This window comes from Collinsella sp. An307 (assembly GCF_002161805.1).
Lineage (GTDB): Bacteria > Actinomycetota > Coriobacteriia > Coriobacteriales > Coriobacteriaceae > Coprousia.
Genome location: NZ_NFIP01000006.1, coordinates 1 through 18648, shown reverse-complemented (window position 1 = coordinate 18648; position 18648 = coordinate 1). Strand labels below are relative to the sequence as shown.

Genomic DNA, 18648 nt, shown 5'->3' with positions numbered 1-18648 from the left:
GCCAGTATGGTAGAGGTGCGTCGTGCAAATGTCTATAGGATTACTAGGATTTAGCACGAGTCGTAACGCTCAGGTGCGCAGAAGAGGTGGGCTATGGTGCAGATTCGAGATATCGCAGAGGAAGAGATACCGCTGCTCGATGACATTCTCTATGAGTCGATCTTTGTCCCCGAGGGGCAGGAGCCCTTTCCGCGGAGCATCCTCAACAAGCCGGAATTCCGTGCGTATGTTGAGGACTTTGGTAAGCGCGCGGGGGATATTGGCGTTGTGGCCGAGGTTGATGGCGAGATAGTCGGCGCCTCATGGGCGCGCCTGATCCATAGCTGCGGCTTTCTCTATGAGGGCGTGCCCGAGATCGCCATCGCCCTCTGGCCCCAATGGCGCGGCCGGGGCGTGGGGACACAACTGCTGCGTGGGCTGATCGAGCGCCTGCGCGAGTCAGGCTTTCCTGCCGTTTCGCTTTCTGCCCAGCGTGCCAACCGCGCCATCCATCTGTACCAGCGCCTAGGTTTTGTAGAGGAAGGTGGCGACGACGAGGAGGCGCTCATGCTGCTTCGCCTCTAACGTCTCTGTTGTAGTTCGACCCATTTGCGGGGAGAGAGCCCCATGGCAGAGGCAAAGGCATGACAGAATGCCGATGGGCTCGGGTAGCCCAAGGTCGCGGCAACCTCCGCTATGGAGAGCCCACCGCCTTCAAGGAGGCGGCACGCCCGTGCCATCCTCAGCTTCCGCGCGTATGCGCCTATGCTATGGCCAGTCGAGCGCTTGAACGCATCGCAGAGTCGTGACCGGCTTATGTAGAGCGCGTTTGTAAGGTCGTCGACAGAGGGCGGCACTCCGTTCACCTCGATTGCAGAGGCTATGAGCCTTTCTGCACGGCGTGCGAGGTCCTCCGTATCCTGGCAAGCGCCTGTCCCGTCTGTCACGAGCGATGCCAGCAATGAAGTGACGGTCGAGAGGAGCCCCAATTCGCTGCCGGGATGAGTTGGCGGGTGCGTGGGGATGGCATCAAGAGCATCGCGGATTGCGAGCTCAGAGCTGGTCCCCCAGCGTTTACCGAACGCAGGGAAAAGCTTGCTGAATTCCCCTGAGTACCGGCGCTCCAGCTCATCAAAGAGCTCGGGCAACATGATGATGGAGCGGGAGCGGTAGACACGGCCGGCGACAAGGCGGCTGGATAGTGAGCGTGGGCCCTGCTCCACGAATGTGGCGACTTCGTCTCCTGGCCGCTGCCTGCAGCTTTCGGTGCCGACGAACCTGACGGGAAGGCCGCAGTCCCGAGAACACTCAACGGCATCGAAGCCCATCGTGCAGGCGCAGGCGTACGGGCCCAGGGATCCTTCAAAGAGCGGCATATCTTCGAGCGGAATTACGTCATGGCAGAGCACAAGGCAGTGCGGCGAAGGCGTGCAGAGCCACATCGACCCCTGCGCTTTGCCACCCGCGGCAAAGCCCGTCCAGATGCCGCCCCTTCGTTCCAGGCGTATGCCAAGCTGCTCGACCTGAGGCTCAAAGAGAGCAACCAGCTCACGGGAAATGCTTCCTGCGCCCGTCATCTTGAAGATTCGTCCGCCTTTCATGAGAGGTTGTCTCATATGAGTTAACTAATACTAACTTTCTGCTCATCACATGATACGTTGCGGGGTGCTGCCAATCAAGGCCTCAACGGACAGGGAGGATGATATGTCTGATTCACGCTCGGCGGCAGAGGGCGGTGCCCGTGGCAAGGGCGCCGTGGGGCGCCTGCTTGCTTTCGCCGGCTCTCGCCGCGCGCTCACGTATCTGGGTTGCGCTCTTTCGGCGGTTTCGATGCTCGTGAGCTTTGGGCCGTACATCTGTGTTTGGTTCGTAGCGCGTGATCTCATCGCAGTCGCACCCGACTGGGGCGCTGCAACGGGAATCGCTGTGTATGGCTGGTGGGCGTTCGGGCTTTCGGGCGCGAGCATCCTGCTCTACTTTGCCGGTCTCATGTGCACGCACCTTGCGGCATTCCGCTGCGCGTCCAACATGCGCAAGCGCACCACGGACCACCTTATGCATGCGAGCCTGGGTTACTTCGATACCCACGCAAGCGGCGCGCTTCGCCGCGTCGTGGACGGCTGCGCCGCCGAGACCGAGGGCCTGCTCGCCCACAAGCTCCCGGACACGGCCGGGTCTGTGGCCATGATCGTTGGGATGATAGCCCTGTTTTTCGTCTTCGACTGGCGCCTTGGACTTGCGTGCATGATATCGGTGATCGTGTCGCTTGCCTGCCTCTTTTACATGATGGGCGGGCGCGGTATGGACTTCATGACGCGCTACATGGAGTCGCTCGTCAAGATGAACAAGACGGGTACGGAGTATGTGCGCGGCATCCCCGTGGTCAAGGTCTTCCAGCAGACGGTTTACAGTTTCCGCGCGTTCCACGACGCCATAGACGAGTTCACGCGGCTCGCGCAGGACTATGCAGTCAAGTGGTGCCAGACCCCACAGTCGCTCTCGCTTACCGTCCTAAACGGCGTCGCGATCTTTTTGGTGCCCGCGGCGATTCTGCTAGCGCCTGGCGAGGGCGACGTTGCGCGCTTTGTCGCTAATTTCGCCTTCTACGCAATCTTTTCAGCCGTGGTTCCTACCGCCGTCACGCGCGTGATGTTCATGTCCGAGGCGTTTCAGTCGGCGGCAGACGCGGTGACGCGCGTGGAAGAGGTGCTCGCCGCGCCTGTCATCTCGGCACCCGTGAATCCTCGCATGCCCCAGGGCAACGCCGTCCGCTTCGAGGACGTTACCTTCACCTACGAGGGAGCGGAGGCGCCGGCGCTCGACCATGTGAGCTTTGAGGTGCCTGCCGGCTCCACGGTAGCGCTCGTGGGCCCTTCCGGCGGCGGTAAGACCACGGCGGCGAGCCTCGTTCCGCGTTTCTGGGACGTTGACTCGGGGCGCGTGGAGCTTGGTGGTGCGGACGTGCGGGACATGGACCCTGCCGAGCTCATGGACCGTGTTGCTTTTGTCTTCCAGGCAAATCGCCCGTTTAAACAGACGGTGCTCGAAAACGTTCGCGCTGCCCGTCCGGACGCTACCCGCGGCGAGGCACTCGAAGCACTCGAGGCCGCTCAGTGCGGCGATATTCTGGAGAAGCTGCCTAACGGCGTCGATACCCTTGTGGGCACAGGCGGCGCTCACCTCTCGGGAGGTGAGGTGCAGCGTCTCATGATCGCACGCGCCATTTTGAAGAACGCGCCGGTAGTGGTGCTCGATGAGGCGACGGCTTTTGCCGACCCGGAGAACGAGGTCAAGATCCAGACAGCGTTCAAGCGCCTCGCCCGCGGTCGCAACGGTGAGCCTCGCACGGTCCTCATGATTGCCCACAGGCTCTCCACTGTGCGCGAAGCCGACAAAATCGTGGTGCTCGACGCGGGGCGCGTGGTTGAGCAAGGGACGCACGAGGAGCTCCTAGCGGCGGGCGGTCTTTACGCGCGCATGTGGGCGGACTACGAACGGTCTGTGAGCTGGCGCATCACGAGCGCCCGGGAGGTGGATTAGATGAGTATCCAAGAGAAGTACGCCCTCACCGACGAGGGCATGAGAAATGTGAAGCTTGGCACCGTATGGACGGCCGCCTCCAACCTCGTCATCTTCGGTGGGGTGGGTATTGTCTACCTGCTTATGGAGGCGCTCATGGCGCACCTCACCGAGGGCGCGCCGCTACCCCCGCTTGCCCCGTACGCAGCTGCGATTGTAATCTTTGCCGTCGTGCTTTTTGCGACCGAGTACCTTGCCTACTACTACCAGTACGGCGTCATCTATAAGGAAAGTGGCCGGCAGCGCATCGGCCTCGCGGAGCGCCTGCGCAAACTGCCCCTCTCGTTTTTTGGCCGGCGCGACCTTGCCGACCTCACCGAGACCCTCATGACCGACGTCAAGACCACCGAGCACGCCTATAGCCACGTGCTCCCCGAGCTCTATGGTGCCTACATCACGCTCGCTGTCGCCGCCATAGGACTTCTTTTCTTCGACTGGCGGCTTGCGCTCGCATCGCTCTGGAGCTGTCCGGTGGGGCTTGCGATTCTCTTTGGGGCTCGCCGCACGCTCCAGCCCATGATGGAGGCCACGCGTTTGCGTGGACTCGCTACCTCCGAGGATATCCAAGAGGCTCTCGAGTGCGTGCGAGAGGTGCGCGCCACAAACCAGGAGGACCGCTACCTCGAGCACATCCATGCCGACATCGATGCTGCTGAGCGACAGGCGGCCCGTTCCGAAGTTGCGTGCGGTATCGCCGTCAACGGTGCCCAAGTTGTGCTGCGCCTCGGCCTCGCCACGACGGTTCTCGCCGGTGCAACCTTCATCTTGGAGGGCTCCTGCACGTTCATGACGCTTTTTGCCTTTCTTGTGGTGGTGAGCCGCATCTACGCGCCCTTTGATCAGTGCCTCATGCTCATCGCCGAGCTCTTCTCGGCCAAGACCGCTGCGTCGCGCATGAAGAGCTTCTATGAGGAGCCGCTTGCACAGGGCGGCGAGACGTACGAACCAAACGGCCACGACGTCGCCTTTGAAGATGTGTCCTTCTCCTACGATGGTGGCGAGAAGGTTCTCGACGGGGTGACGTTCACTGCGTGCGAAGGCGAGGTCATGGCGCTTGTGGGGCCAAGCGGTTCCGGCAAGTCTACCTGTGCGCGCTTGAGCTGTCGCTTGTGGGATGCCAATGCGGGCCGCGTAACCGTGGGCGGTGTGGACGTGTCTGGCGTGGATTCCGAGGTGCTGCTGCGCGACTTTGCCGTGGTATTCCAGGATGTGTTGCTTTTTGACGATACGGTAATGGGCAATATTCGCCTGGGTCGGCGCGGCGCCACCGACGAGGAGGTGCTCGCGGCGGCGCGCGCGGCCAACTGCGATGAGTTTGTGAGCCGCCTGCCTAAGGGTTACGACACCATGATCGGCGAGAACGGCTCCAAGCTCTCCGGCGGCGAGCGTCAGCGCATCTCCATCGCCCGAGCGCTGCTCAAAGACGCTCCGGTTGTGCTCTTGGACGAGGCCACGGCATCGCTCGACGTGGAGAACGAGACGCAGGTGCAAGAGGCGCTCTCGCATTTGCTTGTCGGCAAGACCGTTATCGTCATCGCTCACCGCATGCGTACCGTCATGAGTGCAGACAAGATCGTGGTGCTCGATGGTGGCCGCGTGGTCGAGCAGGGCAGCCCCGCCGAGCTCCTGGCTGCCAATGGTCTTTTTGCCCGTATGGTGCATCTGCAGACCGCGAGCGCGGAGTGGACGCTCTAGCGGTGCTATTACGGGATGCGCGCGCTTGGCTTTGCTGACAGCTGCAGATACCCAAGCGTGCGTGTCCCTCGCTATCTTTAGGCGAAGGCTACTCGTTCATCGCCTGTAGAACAATCTCTGCGAGGACCTCTGCATGCGATTTTGAGGCATTCAAACAGGGGACATATAGAAGGTCGTTCGCGGGATTGCCTTGTGCATCCCGGTACGTTGCGCGAAGAATCCGGTCGATGTCGTAGAGAGTTTCGAGACAGTCAACCGCAAAGCCCGGACATGCCACCGTGAGGCGCCGGCTATCGCTTTTGGCGAGTCTGGTGACAACGCGCGCCGTATAGGGCCCGGTCCAACGCCTGCCGTCCTCAAACGGTGACTGATAGGCAATCGACCAGGCACCGCTGGGAGCGCCAAGTCGCTCAGCGATGGCGTGAGATGAACGACGAACCTGCTCGGTATAGGTATCTCCCGCATCGATGTCGGGGAGCGGAATTGCGTGCAGCGACAGGAGGAGATAATCGCTTTGGGGGCGATAGCCTGCCTGAAGTATCGAATCTGCAACGGCGTCGAGATATGCCTCGTTATCCCCGTACGCTTCGATTGATATGGTCGGCACCTGCCATGCCATCTGCTTGAGGTTGCGATCAAGGGCGCCCAACGCCGCAGCGGTTGTGGCGAAGGCGGATTGCGGGTACAGGGGGAGCGCGATGAGCTGCGTGCACCCTGCGTCTTTGAGCTCCTTAAGAACCGAGGCAACAGACGGCTCCCCGTAGGTCATTGCTGCGCGGACAAGCGGCACGTCTGTAGCCGAGGCACTCCGCCCCTCGCGCCCTCGGGATCGGATAATCGTCTCAACTTGGGAGGCGAGCTCGCAGCAGCCCGCAATAAGCGGAGAGCCTTTGTCACCCCATATCGCAGCGTATTTCTGGGCAGATGCGGGGCACCGTCGCGGCAAGATGATATGTTCAAGAATCGCCCTCCACACCGGCGCAGGCAATGGCCGGATGCGGTCGTCCATGAGGAATTGCCCTAGGTAGGTGCGGACTGCTTCCGGTGTTGGGGGGGAGGGGGATCCGGTATTGATGAGCAGGACGCCGGTTGGCCCCTGCGCACGTTGTTGATTCATCCAGATCCCCCTAGGTAGCATGCAAACTGTTTGTTGTTTGTCGGTATGGGTATCCTTTATGCTAGTTCGGCACCGAGCGCCTTGCAAGCAGCGGTCGCCTCTTCATCAGGATAATCTTTAGCGATAACGGTGCCGATGACCGTAATGCCCGCGCCCTCAGCGCGCTCGCGCCACAGGTCCATCCACTCGCCGTCTGCCCAGTCGTAGCTACCAAACAGTGCAACGCGACGACCTGGAAGCTCTGGCTCGACATCGTCCCACATGGGCTCAAATTCTTCGCTCTCCAGCTCTTCGGCGCCCATGGCGGGGCATCCGAAGGCAAAAGCGTCGAAGTCGTCCAGGTTTGCCGAAGAGAAATCAGCGCAAGCGATAACCTCTGCCTCGGCACCTGCGGCCCGGGCGCCTTCGGCGACGAATTCCGCCATCGCTTCAGTGTTTCCCGTGCCGCTCCAGTACACAACCGCGACCTTGCTCATGTTCGTTCCTTTCTACGTTGAGGTCGGCCCTTTGCCGAACCGGGTTACCAATCTGGACGCCTGGCTACGCAACCTTGACGGTGGGATCTCGTGCCAGATCAACAATCGAAACTCCTGCGTTGTATAGTCGAATCGCCCTTCGGGTGCAGCGCTTATAACGCGCGAAGCGGTATTGCGCGCTGCGGACGTTGGCATATACCTTCCAGCAGCCGCAGCAAAGGAAGTTTCGGCCTTCGTGCTCGATGAAGCCGCGCACATCTGAGACGGGATATCCAAGGAAATAGCCGATTTCGTGTGGGACCGGCTGCTCTAGAAACCGCTTGGCGAGATGGGCGATGCACGGAGCCAGGAACTCCTCATGCCGAATCGGCCGATTGATGTTGCAGGAGGGCATCTCCGAAGGTAGAGGGCGTGAACGGTCCGCTAGCCTCTCTATGGGGTATCCACGAACCAATAGGTCGTGGGCGATTGGGGCGTGTTTGATGTGATGTGCTACGAGTGAGGGACGGTATCCGTACACGAGAGCGCCGAAAGGCCTCCACGCAAGGACAACGCAACGCACACCGCATGCCGACAGCTTCGCATCGAGCTCATCAACGAGGAGTGCGAGTTTCTTGCGGCGCTGCTCAACCAGAGGGTTTCTTTCACGTGGTTGGTTTTGTCGGCAGCCCTTGTCGCATACGGAGCAGTTCTCATCAAAACGCCCGCAGAAGGTAAACAGGTTGGCAGGTTTGGCGCCGAGCAGGACGGGGCCACACGAGCGCACGAATGCTTTCTCGAGCTCTTCGCCTAACAGCGGTCGGTCCATAGACTCTCCTCGCTTAAGTGTTAACCTGATATAACTTATCAGATAAAAGGCGACCGGTAGGTGAAAAGTTAGATTTATCTATCTTTTTCGAGAGGAGAGATATCCCTTGTTACAAGAGGCTGGTTCTGAACTTCTGTCTGCTTGGTACACAGGGGTAGTAATGCTGTGGTATGAGTCGAATGCGTGGCGACCGCGGCGGTTCTAAGAGCGAAGCCTTGTCCCGCCAAAACCGGCACGGTATACTATCCCCTACGTCGTTGCGACGACGTGATATGCGGGCATCGCCAAGTGGTAAGGCATCAGCTTCCCAATACATAGTAACCCGCATCCGATTCGAACCCCAAAACAGCTGGTTTCTATAAAACACCACGTCAAACGGCTGTTTTCGCTATCCATCATTTACTGGAATCAATCGGTTCGCACTGGAAAAACGCGGTATTTCCGTCCAGTTCCAGCGGCTGCGACCGAAGTCATCAGGCCGGGAACGCCTGTCCTCGAACCCGATACGCGGCAGAGGCGGAGAGACCGCAAGGGGCGTGACGCCCGCCTGCGGCCCTCCTGCAGCTTCCCCAAACTGCAAGCCAATATCTTCTGACCTCCCGGGACGCGGCGCAAGTCCGCGGAAGGGAGGAAGCAACATGCCATGCAAGGCAATAGCGGTCGCCAACCAGAAGGGCGGCACCGGCAAGACGGCCACCACGCTGAGCCTCGGGGTGGCGCTCGCACGGCGCGGCAGGCGCGTGCTGCTGGTCGACACCGACCCGCAGGGGGATCTGACCAAATCGCTCGGATGGGCCGACCCCGACTCCATCGCGACGACGGTCGCGACCCACATCGCAGCGGTCATCGAGGGGGCCGACGAGGACCCTCGCGCGGGCATCCTGGGCCATCGCGAGGGGGTCGACCTCATGCCCGCCAACATCGAGCTCGCCAGCCTCGAGATGGCCGTGTTCATGGCCATGTCCCGCGAGCGCATCCTGAAGACGTGGGCGGAGCCCCTGCGCGCAGACTACGACTACATCCTGTTCGACTGCGCCCCCACGCTCGGCATCATCCCCGTCAACGCCCTCGTCGCGGCGGACGGCGTGATCATCCCCGTGTCAGCGGAGTACCTCCCCGCCTCGGGCATGGCGGGGCTGCTCAAGACCGTCGGGCGCGTGAGGCGCCAGATCAACCCCGGGCTGTCCGTCGAGGGCATCCTGGTGACGCTCTACGACTCCCGCAACAACCTCGCGCGCGACGTCGAGCGCGCCATCCGGGAGCAGTACGGCGCCGCGCTCCGCGTCTTCGACACCGTGGTGCCGCGCGCCGTCTCCGCGGCCGAGTCCGCCGCCGCGGGCGAGAGCGTCTTCTCCTACGACGCCTCCGGCAGGGCCGCCAGGGCCTTCGCCGATCTCGCGGAGGAGGTGGACCGCCGTGGCTAGGAAGAAGGGCGCCTCCATCGGGCTTCCCGCCATCGAAGACCTCTTCACCTCGCAGGAGGAGCGCGACCGCGCCCTCGCCGACGAGGTCCGCCAGATCCCGCTCGGAGAGATCGACCCGTTCCCAGAGCACCCCTTCCGCGTCGCCGACGACGAGGAGATGGAGGCGCTCGTCGAGAGCGTCGCGCGCAACGGCGTCCTCGTCCCCCTCGCGGTGAGGCCCGTCGACGGAGGCCGCTACGGACTCGTCAGCGGGCACCGGCGCAAGGCCGCCGCAGAGCGCGCGGGGCTCGAGAGCGTCCCGTGCATCGTCAAGGAGATGTCCTACGACGAGGCCGTCATCGCGATGGTGGACTCCAACCTCCAGAGAGAGTCGATCCTGCCCAGCGAGCGCGCGTTCGCCTACGCGATGCGCCTCGAGGCCATGAACCGCCAAGGGAAGCGCACCGACCTAACTTGTGTGCAAAATGAACACAAGTTGGAAGGAAAGCGCTCACGCGACGTCCTGGCCGAGGAGCTGGGAGTCAGCGGCGCCAAGGTGAGGCGCTACATCAGGCTCACAAACCTCATCCCGGAGCTGCTCGCCCTCGTCGACGAGGGGCGCATGAGGATGCTGCCCGCGGTGGAGGCCAGCTACCTCTCGAAGGACGAGCAGGAATGGCTGCTCGACTCGATGCGGGCCTGCGCCTGCACCCCCTCCCACGCACAGGCGCTCAAGCTGAAGCGCTACTCGAGCGCGCGCTGCCTCACCCCCGCGCTCGTCCAGTCGATCATGGAGGAGGAGAAGCCCAACCAGGTCGAGCAGGTGAAGATCCCCAAGAGGAGCATCGCCCGGTTCTTCGACCCCTCCGCGACCCGCGAGGAGATCGAGGGCCGCATCGTTCGCGCCCTCGAGCTGCTCGAGCAGGCGGAACGCAGGCGCGCCGCCCAGGAGAAGGGAGGGGAGCCGTGGGCAATGTGATGCACAGGGGCAAGGGCTCCTTCACCCACGTCGAGAACACCGTGTTCTTCGACCGCTCGCTGAGCCTGAAGGCAAAGGGCATCTACTGCCAGATCCGCTCGCTGGAGAGCAACCCCGAGTGGGTCTTCACCATCCGGGGGTTCGCCTCGCTGGTCCGAGACGGGGTGGACGCCGTCACCGCCGGGATCAAGGAGCTCGAGGCGGCCGGCTACATCATCCGCGCCCGCAAGAGGAGCGAGAACGGCCGCTTTCTCAAGGCGGAGGAGGCCACCTGGATCACGCTCGACGACCCCGCCATGCACGGCGCAGTGTCCGAGGAGCTCAAGGCCGACGGGTTCGCCGTCCTCTCCGAGTTTTCCAGAAGCGACGCCCAGCCGGCAGACGAGGCGTCCGGCGCCGACCCCCATGGCGGGCGCGGCGGGGAGGGCGCCCCCGAAAAAGCCCAGGTCGTACCCAGAACGGGAAAACCCGTATCTGGCGCGGCCACATCCGGGGAAGCCACATCCGGAAAACCCATATCTGGGGAATCCGCCCCTATAAACTACTCAAAGGATGGAAAGACTGACCCTGATGAACAACCCCCCTCCTGCCCCCCGGAGGCGGCCGGGAAGGCGGAGGAGACGGGCGGTTTCAGGCCGTACAGGAGGGGCGAGTTCCCCGAGGCGTTCGAGCGGCTGTGCGCGATGTCGCTCAAGCCCGTCGCGTCGCTGAGGTTCAAGCGCGACTGCCACGAGGCGTGGCGGCGCAAGGTCGCCTCGGGGTTCCTCCCCGGCCAGATCGCCGACGCCTACGCGGCGTACTCGAGGAGCTACTGGCTGCGCAACGGCGACGACAGGCGCCTCGCGAAGAACCTCCTGCGCTGGATCGAGGGCGAGGACGGCCTCGCCGCGTGGGCGGACGAGCCCGTCCCTCCCGACCTTCTGGGATGCGACGGGGAGCCCCTCGACATGCCCGGCCTCGCTAAGGCCGACCCCGAGTTCGCGCCCCTTTGGCGCAAGGTCGAGTCGCGGCGCAGCATCGTGCGCTCGCTGCTCTACGACGAGCGGCCCGGGGCGAGCGAGGAGGACGTGGCGGAGAGGTGCGCCGGCGACAGGCTCTACGGGAAGTACATGGCGGCGTGCGAGGAGCGCTACGGGCGCTACCTCGCGATCTGCGAGCTGCTGCACGGAGGCGGCCGCCGCGGCGCCGCGCCGGCGGACGGGAGGAGGGCTGCGTCATGAGGATCGTGGCGAGGTTCGCGCGATGGCTCTTCAAGGCCGTCTTCCGCTTCATGTGAGCGCACGGCGCCGCCGCGCGCCGCTCCCGCCCTGCCGCGTTGTGCATTTCGGGCGAAGCGGTGCCGCGGCGCGTATAATAGGGCGGTCACCCTAACTGAATACTCGTACGCCAAATACCGGACAGAGGGGCATCTGCCGTTTTGGGTATTTGGCGTACATTTCCCAACAGGGTGACAACTGAGGTGGATGCCTCTCTCTTCATGCCCCGGAGGACATCCTTCCCTCGACCGCCGTGCCAAGGAAAGGGAGCCCCATGGAAGGCATCCGCAGCACCAATCTACCCCAAGAATCCATCGACGCAATCGTGCGCTCGACCGAGCGCCTCGAAGGAGCCGCATCCATCCTCGCCATGCTCGAGGAGAAGGCCGGCAGCGGGAGCGTGACCCCGTCGGAGATTGCCGCCGTGAGGTGCGTGGTGGAAAGCTGCGCGTCCGACCTCGACGACGCCTGGGCGGGAGTCTAGGCCATACGGGAAGGATGCCCCGGAAATGAGGAACCCTCATCTCCGCGGTAGAGCGGCCGTCGGTAACTCGCCGACGATATCAAGCGCCGCCGCCTCTCGACTCGGCTAAAGCGGCAACTTTAGAGATGGGCAAGCTCATCGAGGCTGCGGGATATGGCCTCGAAGTAGATTCTTTGGTAGTATTCCTTGGCCTCGACCTCGCCGATCTCTGATTCGATCCTTTTGGCCCAAGCTGCAAGGGCCTTCCTGTCCTCATCCTTTAACGAGGCGGGACGCGACCCCATGAGGCCGTCCGGAGAGAGAGCCCTGTGCACAAGCCGAATGTCCCCGGGAGACATCTTCTCCAACGCCCTCATGAAGAGAGAAGCGTCGAGGGAAATGAGAGACAGGATGGGCTCCGATCGATCATCTAATTTCGAGAAAGTCAGATAGAGCTTTTCCGCGAATTGGTCGTGCGCGTTTTCCAAGACGTTGCCGAGAGACCTCGATTCCCTTTCGCGCAGCGTCGTCAAGGCGAGTTTTCTCAACCTGTCGATCTCCTCCAAGACCGGAATTGCGTACGTTCCGCTCGAGTCGAAAGGAATTTCCTGCCATTCGACCCGATTCTTCCTGATCGACTTCACCGCAGATTCGGGATCCCGCCCGATGGAGGATTCCATCGCCTCGATGAGCGGCGCGGTCCCCCCGGGAAGGGCGTCCGCGAAATCATCCGCTATGCCGTTGACGGCGCGCAGGGCGTCGGGATAGACGTCGAACGACAAGCCGCGGCTCCCGTCCTCGGGGGCGATCCCGGCGACTATCGCCTCCACCAGACCAGGGATCTCGGCGTCGCGGAACGCGACGTCCCTGATCTTTTCGATGCACCTGAGGGCTTCCCGGGCGGCCGGCCCGTCGGGGTGGAAGGTAGCAAGGTAGTCATCCAGGCAGAAACGGACGTGCTCGGGATCAACCCCCTCGCACCTTTCGAAAAAGCAGGAGATGAAGTCCAAGGCGGCGTATTTGAGCCGGCGCGACTCGAAGATGCCTCCCCTAAGGACGGAGTCCTCCCGGCTCGACGGCGGCTCGATGCGCTTCCCCTTCGCCGCCCCCGCTGCAAATCCGCAAGCCTCCCTGAAGACCGCCCTGGCGGACTCCGGGTCGGCGGGTTCGGCGAAGAACCCGGATTTCACCATCCCGACAAGCACGGGGCGCATCTTGCCGAGGGACCGGAAGTTCGGCGATCCGCTTTCCCTTATCGCTGAGGCTGCGTCCTCGATCGCTTCCGGGTAGACGTCACGCAAGACGTCTCCCAGAACGCGTTCTACAACCGAGTCGACCGAGGGCTCGAATCGGCACTTCCGCCAGACGGTCTTCTCGATGAGATTCTCGTATTCCTTGGCCGTCCCCCTCGCGTCCTGGCCCTTCCCATCCTTCGGCTCTATCCTTTTCCTCCACTCGTCCTCGTTGCAGACGAGGATGACCTTCTTCCCGCAGCCGACGACGAGGTGGTCGACCGCTCCAAGCAGCTCTCTAAGCCCCATGTCGCACCTCTCCACGTCGTCTATGACGAGAAGGGCCTCGGGGCCGATGATGAGGTTCACTGCGTTCAGCGGCGCCATCTTGAGGTCGACGCCCGCCTTCTTCTCCAGCTCCCTGATTTTCTTCCCGAGGAACGACACGCCCGTGTCTTTGGCGAACTCGACGAGTGAGTCCTTCCTGCTTTTCTTCCCGCTGTCCGCGCGCCCTATTGCGCATTTCGAGATGAAGCCCGCTTCGATCGCCCCGCAAAGCTCCGCCAAGTCCTTGACGCCGTAGGCGGACGCCACCACGACAGGATGCCGGCTCTCACCCGCCTCCAGGTTCTCGGTCAGCGCATGCTTGACGAAGTAGGTTTTCCCACATCCCCATTCCCCGGTGAGCATGAGGGCGTACGAGTTCTCCCTGTCCTCGAGGTACCCCCTCACGACGCCGATGATGCTGGTCTCGTCCATCTTGGCCGCTCCTTGTCCGCCGTCTGCTTTCATCTTTATCTTTCCGATGGTGGTGCGGGTGCCCACCCCAGCGCTTCCGGATCCCATTCGAGCCCTTCGACTCGCCGCCTTATCGCCGGGTCGACGCACGCCTTGACGACCCTTTCGGCATCCGCGACCCCGAGCCACCGGTCGGGGATCTTCGCCTCGGCGGCCGCCTTCCTGTACGCCCCCTCGCGGGGCCCGCGCCAGGATTCCGGCACCTTGAAGGCGTCGAGCGGGCCGATTCCCCTCACTCCCGCCTCCCTCTCGATGGCCTTCGAGAGGTCGGAGCCCGCCATGGCGTAGCGGGTCACGTGGAGCACGAGGTCGACGAGGTCCTTCACCCGGCTCGACTCCCTGCCGCCGGGGTATGCCTGCATGGTGGCGCACACCTTGTCCGCCACGGTCCTCTCCACGGGGTAGACCAGGTAGTCGAACACGGCCAGGCCCTTCACGTCGAGCCTGTTGGCTGGCGTCACCAGGTCGGCCTTCCCGAGCTCGACGGGATCGGCGACGAGGTCGATGGCTATCTCCGACTTGCGCCTGGTCCCGTCGAGGACGACCTCGAACCGCGCCCGGCACCCGTCGCGGTACTCCTGGGTCGCGGCTATCTTGTCCGCCGAGACGAACCGGAACTCCATGCGGTCGCCGAGGTCCTTCGAGGCAAGGCGCTTGAGCTCCCCGAGGGCCTCCTCCAGGTCGGCGCCCCTGTAGAGGAAGTCCGTGTCGGTCGTGTAGCGGGCGTCGACGGTCCTGGCGAGGATCCCCCTGCCGCCCTTGAGCACGAAGGGCTTCCTCTCCTCGCTGAAGACCCTCTCCAGCAGCCTGCCGACGTAGAATCCCTCCACGGCGCGCCCGACGTCCTGCCCGGACCTTCTCGCCGCCGCCTTGACCGCCTGCTCCAGCGCAAGCGCGCTTTGATATTCCTTGGGCATCATTTCTCCTCGCTTACTGCGTTCACGGCTCTGTTGCTCTCTCTTGGCGCATCAAGAGCTCTCGTCGCTTTCGCTAGAGCCGAAGCAACGCCTTCGGCGCTGGGTTTCGGAAGTGCATCGGTTGCTGCCGCGAGCTCGTTGGCAAACGCTTCTGTCCCGGGGAACCCTATTTCTTTGATGGCTTCGAGATGCATGCTCCCAATCGAGTCGAAGAGCGTCCTCTGCATCTCTTCGAGTTTGGATGTGATGCCAGTGCTCCTTAGGATATCGAGAAGAAGGCCGTTTGCGCTTTTCGCTGCAGATTGGAACGCCTCGCTCCCGCATATGTCGACGATCGCGCTTCGCAGGGCGTCGTTCGCCCTGTCGACCAGCACGTCGGACACGTTGCGCAGGACGAGGTCGGCTGCGAAGGCCGCGCCCCCTTCGGGGAAGCCGTGCCGCGACGCTATCGGGCCGAGGAGCTCCGAGAGCCTCTCGAAGTCGAAGGCGTGGGCGCGGTTCCTGGCAGCGTCGCGCATGAACCCGTCGACGAGAGAGGGGTCCTCGTCGATCCGAAGGAGGTCGAACACGGTCCTTTCGAAGCTCGTCGTCGGCAGCCCGTCGATCATCACGACGTCGGCCTCGTCGAGCGAGCACCCTAGGAATCTCATGTCCTTGCGCACCGTCTGTTTCCTGGCCGCCGTGATGAAGGTGTAGGGGGACAGATGAAAATCGCCGGCGCCCAGGGCGGCGGCTGCCGTCTCCGCCGCGACGACGGCGTCGAAGGGCCTCTTGGCGAGGCGCTCGGCCGCCGTCTCCTTGGGGAAGGCCGAGAGCCACGCCGCCTTGAGGTCGGCGTGCGCGGGCTCGCTCCCCGCGGCGAACCGGTAGACCCCGTAGCACATGGGCTCGGCGCGCATGGAGTCGACCATGCGCGAGATCTGGTTGCGCCTGAACCCGAGCGCCTGCGCCTGGGCGGTGGTGAACATCCCCCATTGGGAGGCGGCGAGCTGCTCCAGCTCCGATATGTCAGATTGCTTTACCATGCTTCGATAGTTTACATGAATGTAAACGAACTTAGCATCATGATATCCGACCTAGGGACGGTTTCCGCTGCGGCATCGGGAGCGCGCCGTCTCACCTCTCCAAGGTGGGCGATGCCGCCCCCCCGAAGTCCGCACCCTGCTTCGCCCCGCCGGTCCCATAGTCCTATTCTGAGCGTCTTCCATCTTGTTAGGATGGCGCAGGATCTTGGGAACTCTCCAATGGGCCAAGGGCTTCAATCATTCTCTCGAGGCGGTGGAGAAGGTCGGGATAGGTGATGATGTCGGCAACATGCGAGTACTGGCGCCGAATGAGATCGAAATCGCGTTGCTCGGTTTCATCGAACTCGCAATTACCCATGAGTAAAATTCCCCGCGGGTTAACGAACCGTATCGCAAGGCCATCGGGAAGAAGGTCGGAATGGTTGCGAGTGAGAGCCGCTTCTCCTTCCCGTCCCCAATTGAGAAGGAGGTGGATGTACTTCTCGATCTGCATTATCCCCCCGCTCAGCTCCCGCGCCGGGACCTTGTTGTCTCGGTACGGGACCCGCATGAGAAGGTTGCGTTTGTCGAAAGCCTTCTTTATCTCGAGCACATCCGCGTTACCCGAAGCGTCCACGAGCAGAAAATCCACTTCCCGCTTCTTGCCTGTAAGCGTGTCCTTTATTATTGCTTTTGGGATTACGGCAACGTATTGAGGGAACAAAACGGGCAGTACGCATAGGATCCCTCTCTGCCAGCTTTCCTCAGGAACGGCCTTCCCCTGATTCAAAAGGCCGTGTAGCTGGGTGGCCGCTTCGCGCAATGCTGTAATCCTGCTCGCGTCTATCGTCGGGCTTCCAAGTTTGAAGCACGCTTTCGTTCGCCTGCGCTCTAGAGATCGCCTGTATTGTGCCCCGTAGTCTTTTTTCAGGGACAGGTGGTCTTGGATATAGCTTTCTATCTGGGCGTCGCCGTAGCGCTTTAGGGTCGCTGTAGTTGGAAAGCCATCCAGCAGCTCCTTGAAGGTCTCCTCCGGAATTGCCCTTTCGTCATCACCGCCGATGGCGATGAAAGCCTCCGAGTCGTCGAGCATTGAGGCAATGCGCTCGATGACCGATGTGCGGCGCTCGTATCCAACGCAGAACAGCCTCCAATCAAGCCGAAGATTGGTAGCGAGCAGGATATCTTGTTCGCAATCGAATACGCGCCCGTTGACCCTGAAATAGCCCGGATTCGCTTCGTCGAGTACCGCGAACTTGAATACTAGGGTCTCGGTCAGGCTCTCGCACATCTCATCGACCAAGTCGTCTTGAAGAAACGTGAAAACCCTCTTTATGGTTGCCCTGGCGTCGTCTTGCGTGGGCGGGCGCTTCTGCTCGAGCTCGTCGGGCAGTGTCTCCGGAGTGTATCGTCTGATGACGCCCGAGTCATCGAAGCCGATGCATAGCTTTGCGCAGATGGCATCAAAGGAATACCCAGGTTCATACCGGAAGAGAATCCTCTTATCATCCTTGTCGAACCCAATAGGCATACGCTGCTCCTTTCCGAGCGAGGCGCATTCGATTGAATCGAATGAGTTCTCGGCATTGTCTCGATGCTACCACGCTCGCTCCTCCCGATACGCCCGCGGATTTTGTTTCGTGCGACTTTCGACACCTGCAATATTCACCACGTGCAGGCGCAGCAGAACCCGATTTCGATGATCCGAATTTGGGCAGCGGCGAGTTCCCACCGCGTAACGACAATCCGCCCCGATCCTGACGCGTCGAATCGCTTCGCCATGCTTCGTTAGCTCGCACCAGTGTAAACAGACTTGGTATCGCGATGGTCAATCGAGAGCCAATTTGTGCCGCTATATCGGACGCGCCGGCCTTCTCCTTTGGGATGGATGATGCCGTTCCCGGAATCCGCACCTTCGCCCCGCCCCGCACAGCCCCGTCGGACGCCATGCGACCGCGAGGCCCCTGCGGGCGCAAGGGCCGCGGAAAACCTTCCTCCTGCGTCGGAAGCTCGAGCCTCCGGTTTCCCCTTCCTCCCTTGCGCCCGGAAGCGCCTCGCGGACTGCGATCGCCAACGGGGCTCAGCACAGGGCGGAGCCAGGAAAGAGAAGGAGGTCCCGGATGGGAAACAGGGCGATCATCACCACGCGCGAGAGGAAGATCGGGCTCTACCTGCACTGGAACGGCGGCCGCGACACCGTCGAGCCGCTGCTTCGGTACTGCGAGCTCCAGGGCTACCGCCCGCCCAGCTCCGACAACTACGGGTGGGCCCGCATCTGCCAGGTCGTCGGCAACTTCTTCGGCGGCGCGCTGTCGGTCGGCATCGGCCCCTACACCGACGACGCGAGCATGGATCCCGGGGACAACGGCATCTACGTCATCGAGGGCTGGAGAATCGCCGAGCGCCTCACGACGGAGTACGACGAGGGCTGGAGGCCCGCCGGCGTCCGAGACGTAGAGCCGTGCGAGGAGCAGCGCTCCTACGATTTCGACGAGATGCTGCGCTCCTTCGACGAGTCCATGCCGGAGGGCCTGCGCCTCGGCGAGTTCCTCGACTCCGTCGAGGTGCCGGTGGGCGAGCTCGAGGTCGGCGACGAGGTGTGGCTGCGCGAGCACGAGAACGGCTGGAGGGCCTACCCCGTGGTCGGCTTCGGGCAGCCCGCCGGCAACGCGATCGCCGTCCGGGTGGAGACGCCCGACGGACGGGTCAGCATCACGTATCCCGACCTGCCCTACGTCGCCCGCTACGACCACGGCGGCGACTTCTCCTGGAACTCCAACAACTACGTGCACGGGGAGACCGCCTGCATAAAGCCCCGTGGCAAGACCGCCTAGCGACGCCCGGCCCGTCGGCCCCCGCCGGCGGGCCTTCCGGACGCGCTTGCTCGCTTGCTCGCCCTGAGCCTTTGCTTCCGCCCACCTCCCCTCGCCGCTGCCCCTCCC

At 62.7% G+C, this 18648-nt stretch carries 17 protein-coding genes; 9 read left to right on the top strand and 8 right to left on the bottom strand.

Annotation, left to right across the window (positions count from 1 at the left end; genetic code table 11):
- Positions 1–93 precede the first annotated feature (93 nt).
- Entirely contained in the window at positions 94–564 is a 471-nt protein-coding gene (locus tag B5F89_RS06050) for a GNAT family N-acetyltransferase (protein ID WP_087430901.1), read from the top strand.
- On the opposite strand, the gene B5F89_RS06045 is transcribed toward B5F89_RS06050, so the two are convergent.
- Positions 561–1556 (bottom strand): AraC family transcriptional regulator, encoded by a 996-nt coding sequence (locus B5F89_RS06045; protein WP_087430900.1) that lies wholly within the window; start codon positions 1554–1556, stop codon positions 561–563. The two genes, B5F89_RS06050 and B5F89_RS06045, sit on opposite strands and share 4 nt — an antisense overlap.
- Before the next feature lie 127 nt (positions 1557–1683).
- On the opposite strand from B5F89_RS06045, the gene B5F89_RS06040 reads away from it, so the two are divergent.
- Together B5F89_RS06040 and B5F89_RS06035 are read left to right on the top strand one after the other, a co-directional pair.
- On the top strand, positions 1684–3519 hold the full coding sequence (locus B5F89_RS06040; protein WP_204230609.1) for an ABC transporter ATP-binding protein: 1836 nt from the start codon (positions 1684–1686) through the stop codon (positions 3517–3519).
- On the top strand, positions 3520–5253 hold the full coding sequence (locus tag B5F89_RS06035) for an ABC transporter ATP-binding protein (protein WP_087430899.1): 1734 nt from the start codon (positions 3520–3522) through the stop codon (positions 5251–5253). It begins immediately after the preceding gene.
- 88 nt (positions 5254–5341) lie between these two features.
- Here the strand turns inward: B5F89_RS06035 and hemH are convergent, their stop codons facing one another.
- From hemH to B5F89_RS06020, 3 genes are all read right to left on the bottom strand, one after another.
- Entirely contained in the window at positions 5342–6370 is a 1029-nt protein-coding gene (gene hemH / locus B5F89_RS06030) for a ferrochelatase (protein WP_158098431.1), read from the bottom strand.
- Between the two features lie 56 nt (positions 6371–6426).
- Positions 6427–6846 carry a flavodoxin gene (locus B5F89_RS06025; protein ID WP_087430897.1) on the bottom strand — a complete coding sequence of 140 codons (420 nt, stop codon included), beginning with the start codon at positions 6844–6846 and terminating at the stop codon, positions 6427–6429.
- A 64-nt stretch (positions 6847–6910) separates the two neighbouring features.
- Entirely contained in the window at positions 6911–7654 is a 744-nt protein-coding gene (locus tag B5F89_RS06020; RefSeq protein ID WP_087430896.1) for a DUF3793 family protein, read from the bottom strand.
- Between the two features lie 638 nt (positions 7655–8292).
- On the opposite strand from B5F89_RS06020, the gene B5F89_RS06015 reads away from it, so the two are divergent.
- The 4 genes from B5F89_RS06015 to B5F89_RS06000 all read left to right on the top strand — a co-directional run bounded on the left by B5F89_RS06015 (position 8293) and on the right by B5F89_RS06000 (position 11776).
- Positions 8293–9078 (top strand): AAA family ATPase, encoded by a 786-nt coding sequence (locus tag B5F89_RS06015; protein ID WP_087430895.1) that lies wholly within the window; start codon positions 8293–8295, stop codon positions 9076–9078.
- Positions 9071–10036, top strand: a complete 966-nt coding sequence (locus B5F89_RS06010) for a ParB/RepB/Spo0J family partition protein (RefSeq protein ID WP_087430894.1) — start codon at positions 9071–9073, stop codon at positions 10034–10036. Before B5F89_RS06015 ends, B5F89_RS06010 begins: the two co-directional genes overlap by 8 nt.
- Entirely contained in the window at positions 10024–11256 is a 1233-nt protein-coding gene (locus B5F89_RS06005) for a hypothetical protein (RefSeq protein WP_087430893.1), read from the top strand. Before B5F89_RS06010 ends, B5F89_RS06005 begins: the two co-directional genes overlap by 13 nt.
- A 310-nt stretch (positions 11257–11566) precedes the next feature.
- Positions 11567–11776: a hypothetical protein gene (locus B5F89_RS06000; RefSeq protein WP_087430892.1), complete on the top strand. Its 210-nt coding sequence runs from the start codon at positions 11567–11569 to the stop codon at positions 11774–11776.
- Between the two features lie 119 nt (positions 11777–11895).
- Here the strand turns inward: B5F89_RS06000 and B5F89_RS05995 are convergent, their stop codons facing one another.
- Genes B5F89_RS05995 through B5F89_RS05985 form a run of 3 tightly spaced genes read right to left on the bottom strand, consistent with a single transcriptional unit; the run spans position 11896 to position 15613 of the window.
- A complete protein-coding gene (locus B5F89_RS05995) occupies positions 11896–13746 on the bottom strand; it encodes a P-loop NTPase fold protein (protein WP_158098430.1) in 1851 nt (616 codons plus the stop codon).
- A gap of 35 nt (positions 13747–13781) precedes the next feature.
- Positions 13782–14702, bottom strand: a complete 921-nt coding sequence (locus tag B5F89_RS05990) for a nucleotidyl transferase AbiEii/AbiGii toxin family protein (RefSeq protein ID WP_158098429.1) — start codon at positions 14700–14702, stop codon at positions 13782–13784.
- Positions 14702–15613 (bottom strand): hypothetical protein, encoded by a 912-nt coding sequence (locus B5F89_RS05985; protein ID WP_239286693.1) that lies wholly within the window; start codon positions 15611–15613, stop codon positions 14702–14704. The genes B5F89_RS05990 and B5F89_RS05985 overlap by 1 nt, the downstream gene beginning before the upstream one ends.
- Here B5F89_RS05985 and B5F89_RS10295 point away from each other — a divergent pair.
- Positions 15612–15737 (top strand): hypothetical protein, encoded by a 126-nt coding sequence (locus tag B5F89_RS10295; protein ID WP_255375167.1) that lies wholly within the window; start codon positions 15612–15614, stop codon positions 15735–15737. The genes B5F89_RS05985 and B5F89_RS10295 overlap by 2 nt on opposite strands.
- Before the next feature lie 177 nt (positions 15738–15914).
- On the opposite strand, the gene B5F89_RS05980 is transcribed toward B5F89_RS10295, so the two are convergent.
- A complete protein-coding gene (locus B5F89_RS05980; RefSeq protein ID WP_087430888.1) occupies positions 15915–17237 on the bottom strand; it encodes a Shedu immune nuclease family protein in 1323 nt (440 codons plus the stop codon).
- 589 nt (positions 17238–17826) lie between these two features.
- Here B5F89_RS05980 and B5F89_RS05975 point away from each other — a divergent pair.
- Entirely contained in the window at positions 17827–18540 is a 714-nt protein-coding gene (locus B5F89_RS05975; protein WP_087430887.1) for a hypothetical protein, read from the top strand.
- The last annotated feature ends 108 nt before the right edge of the window (positions 18541–18648 follow it).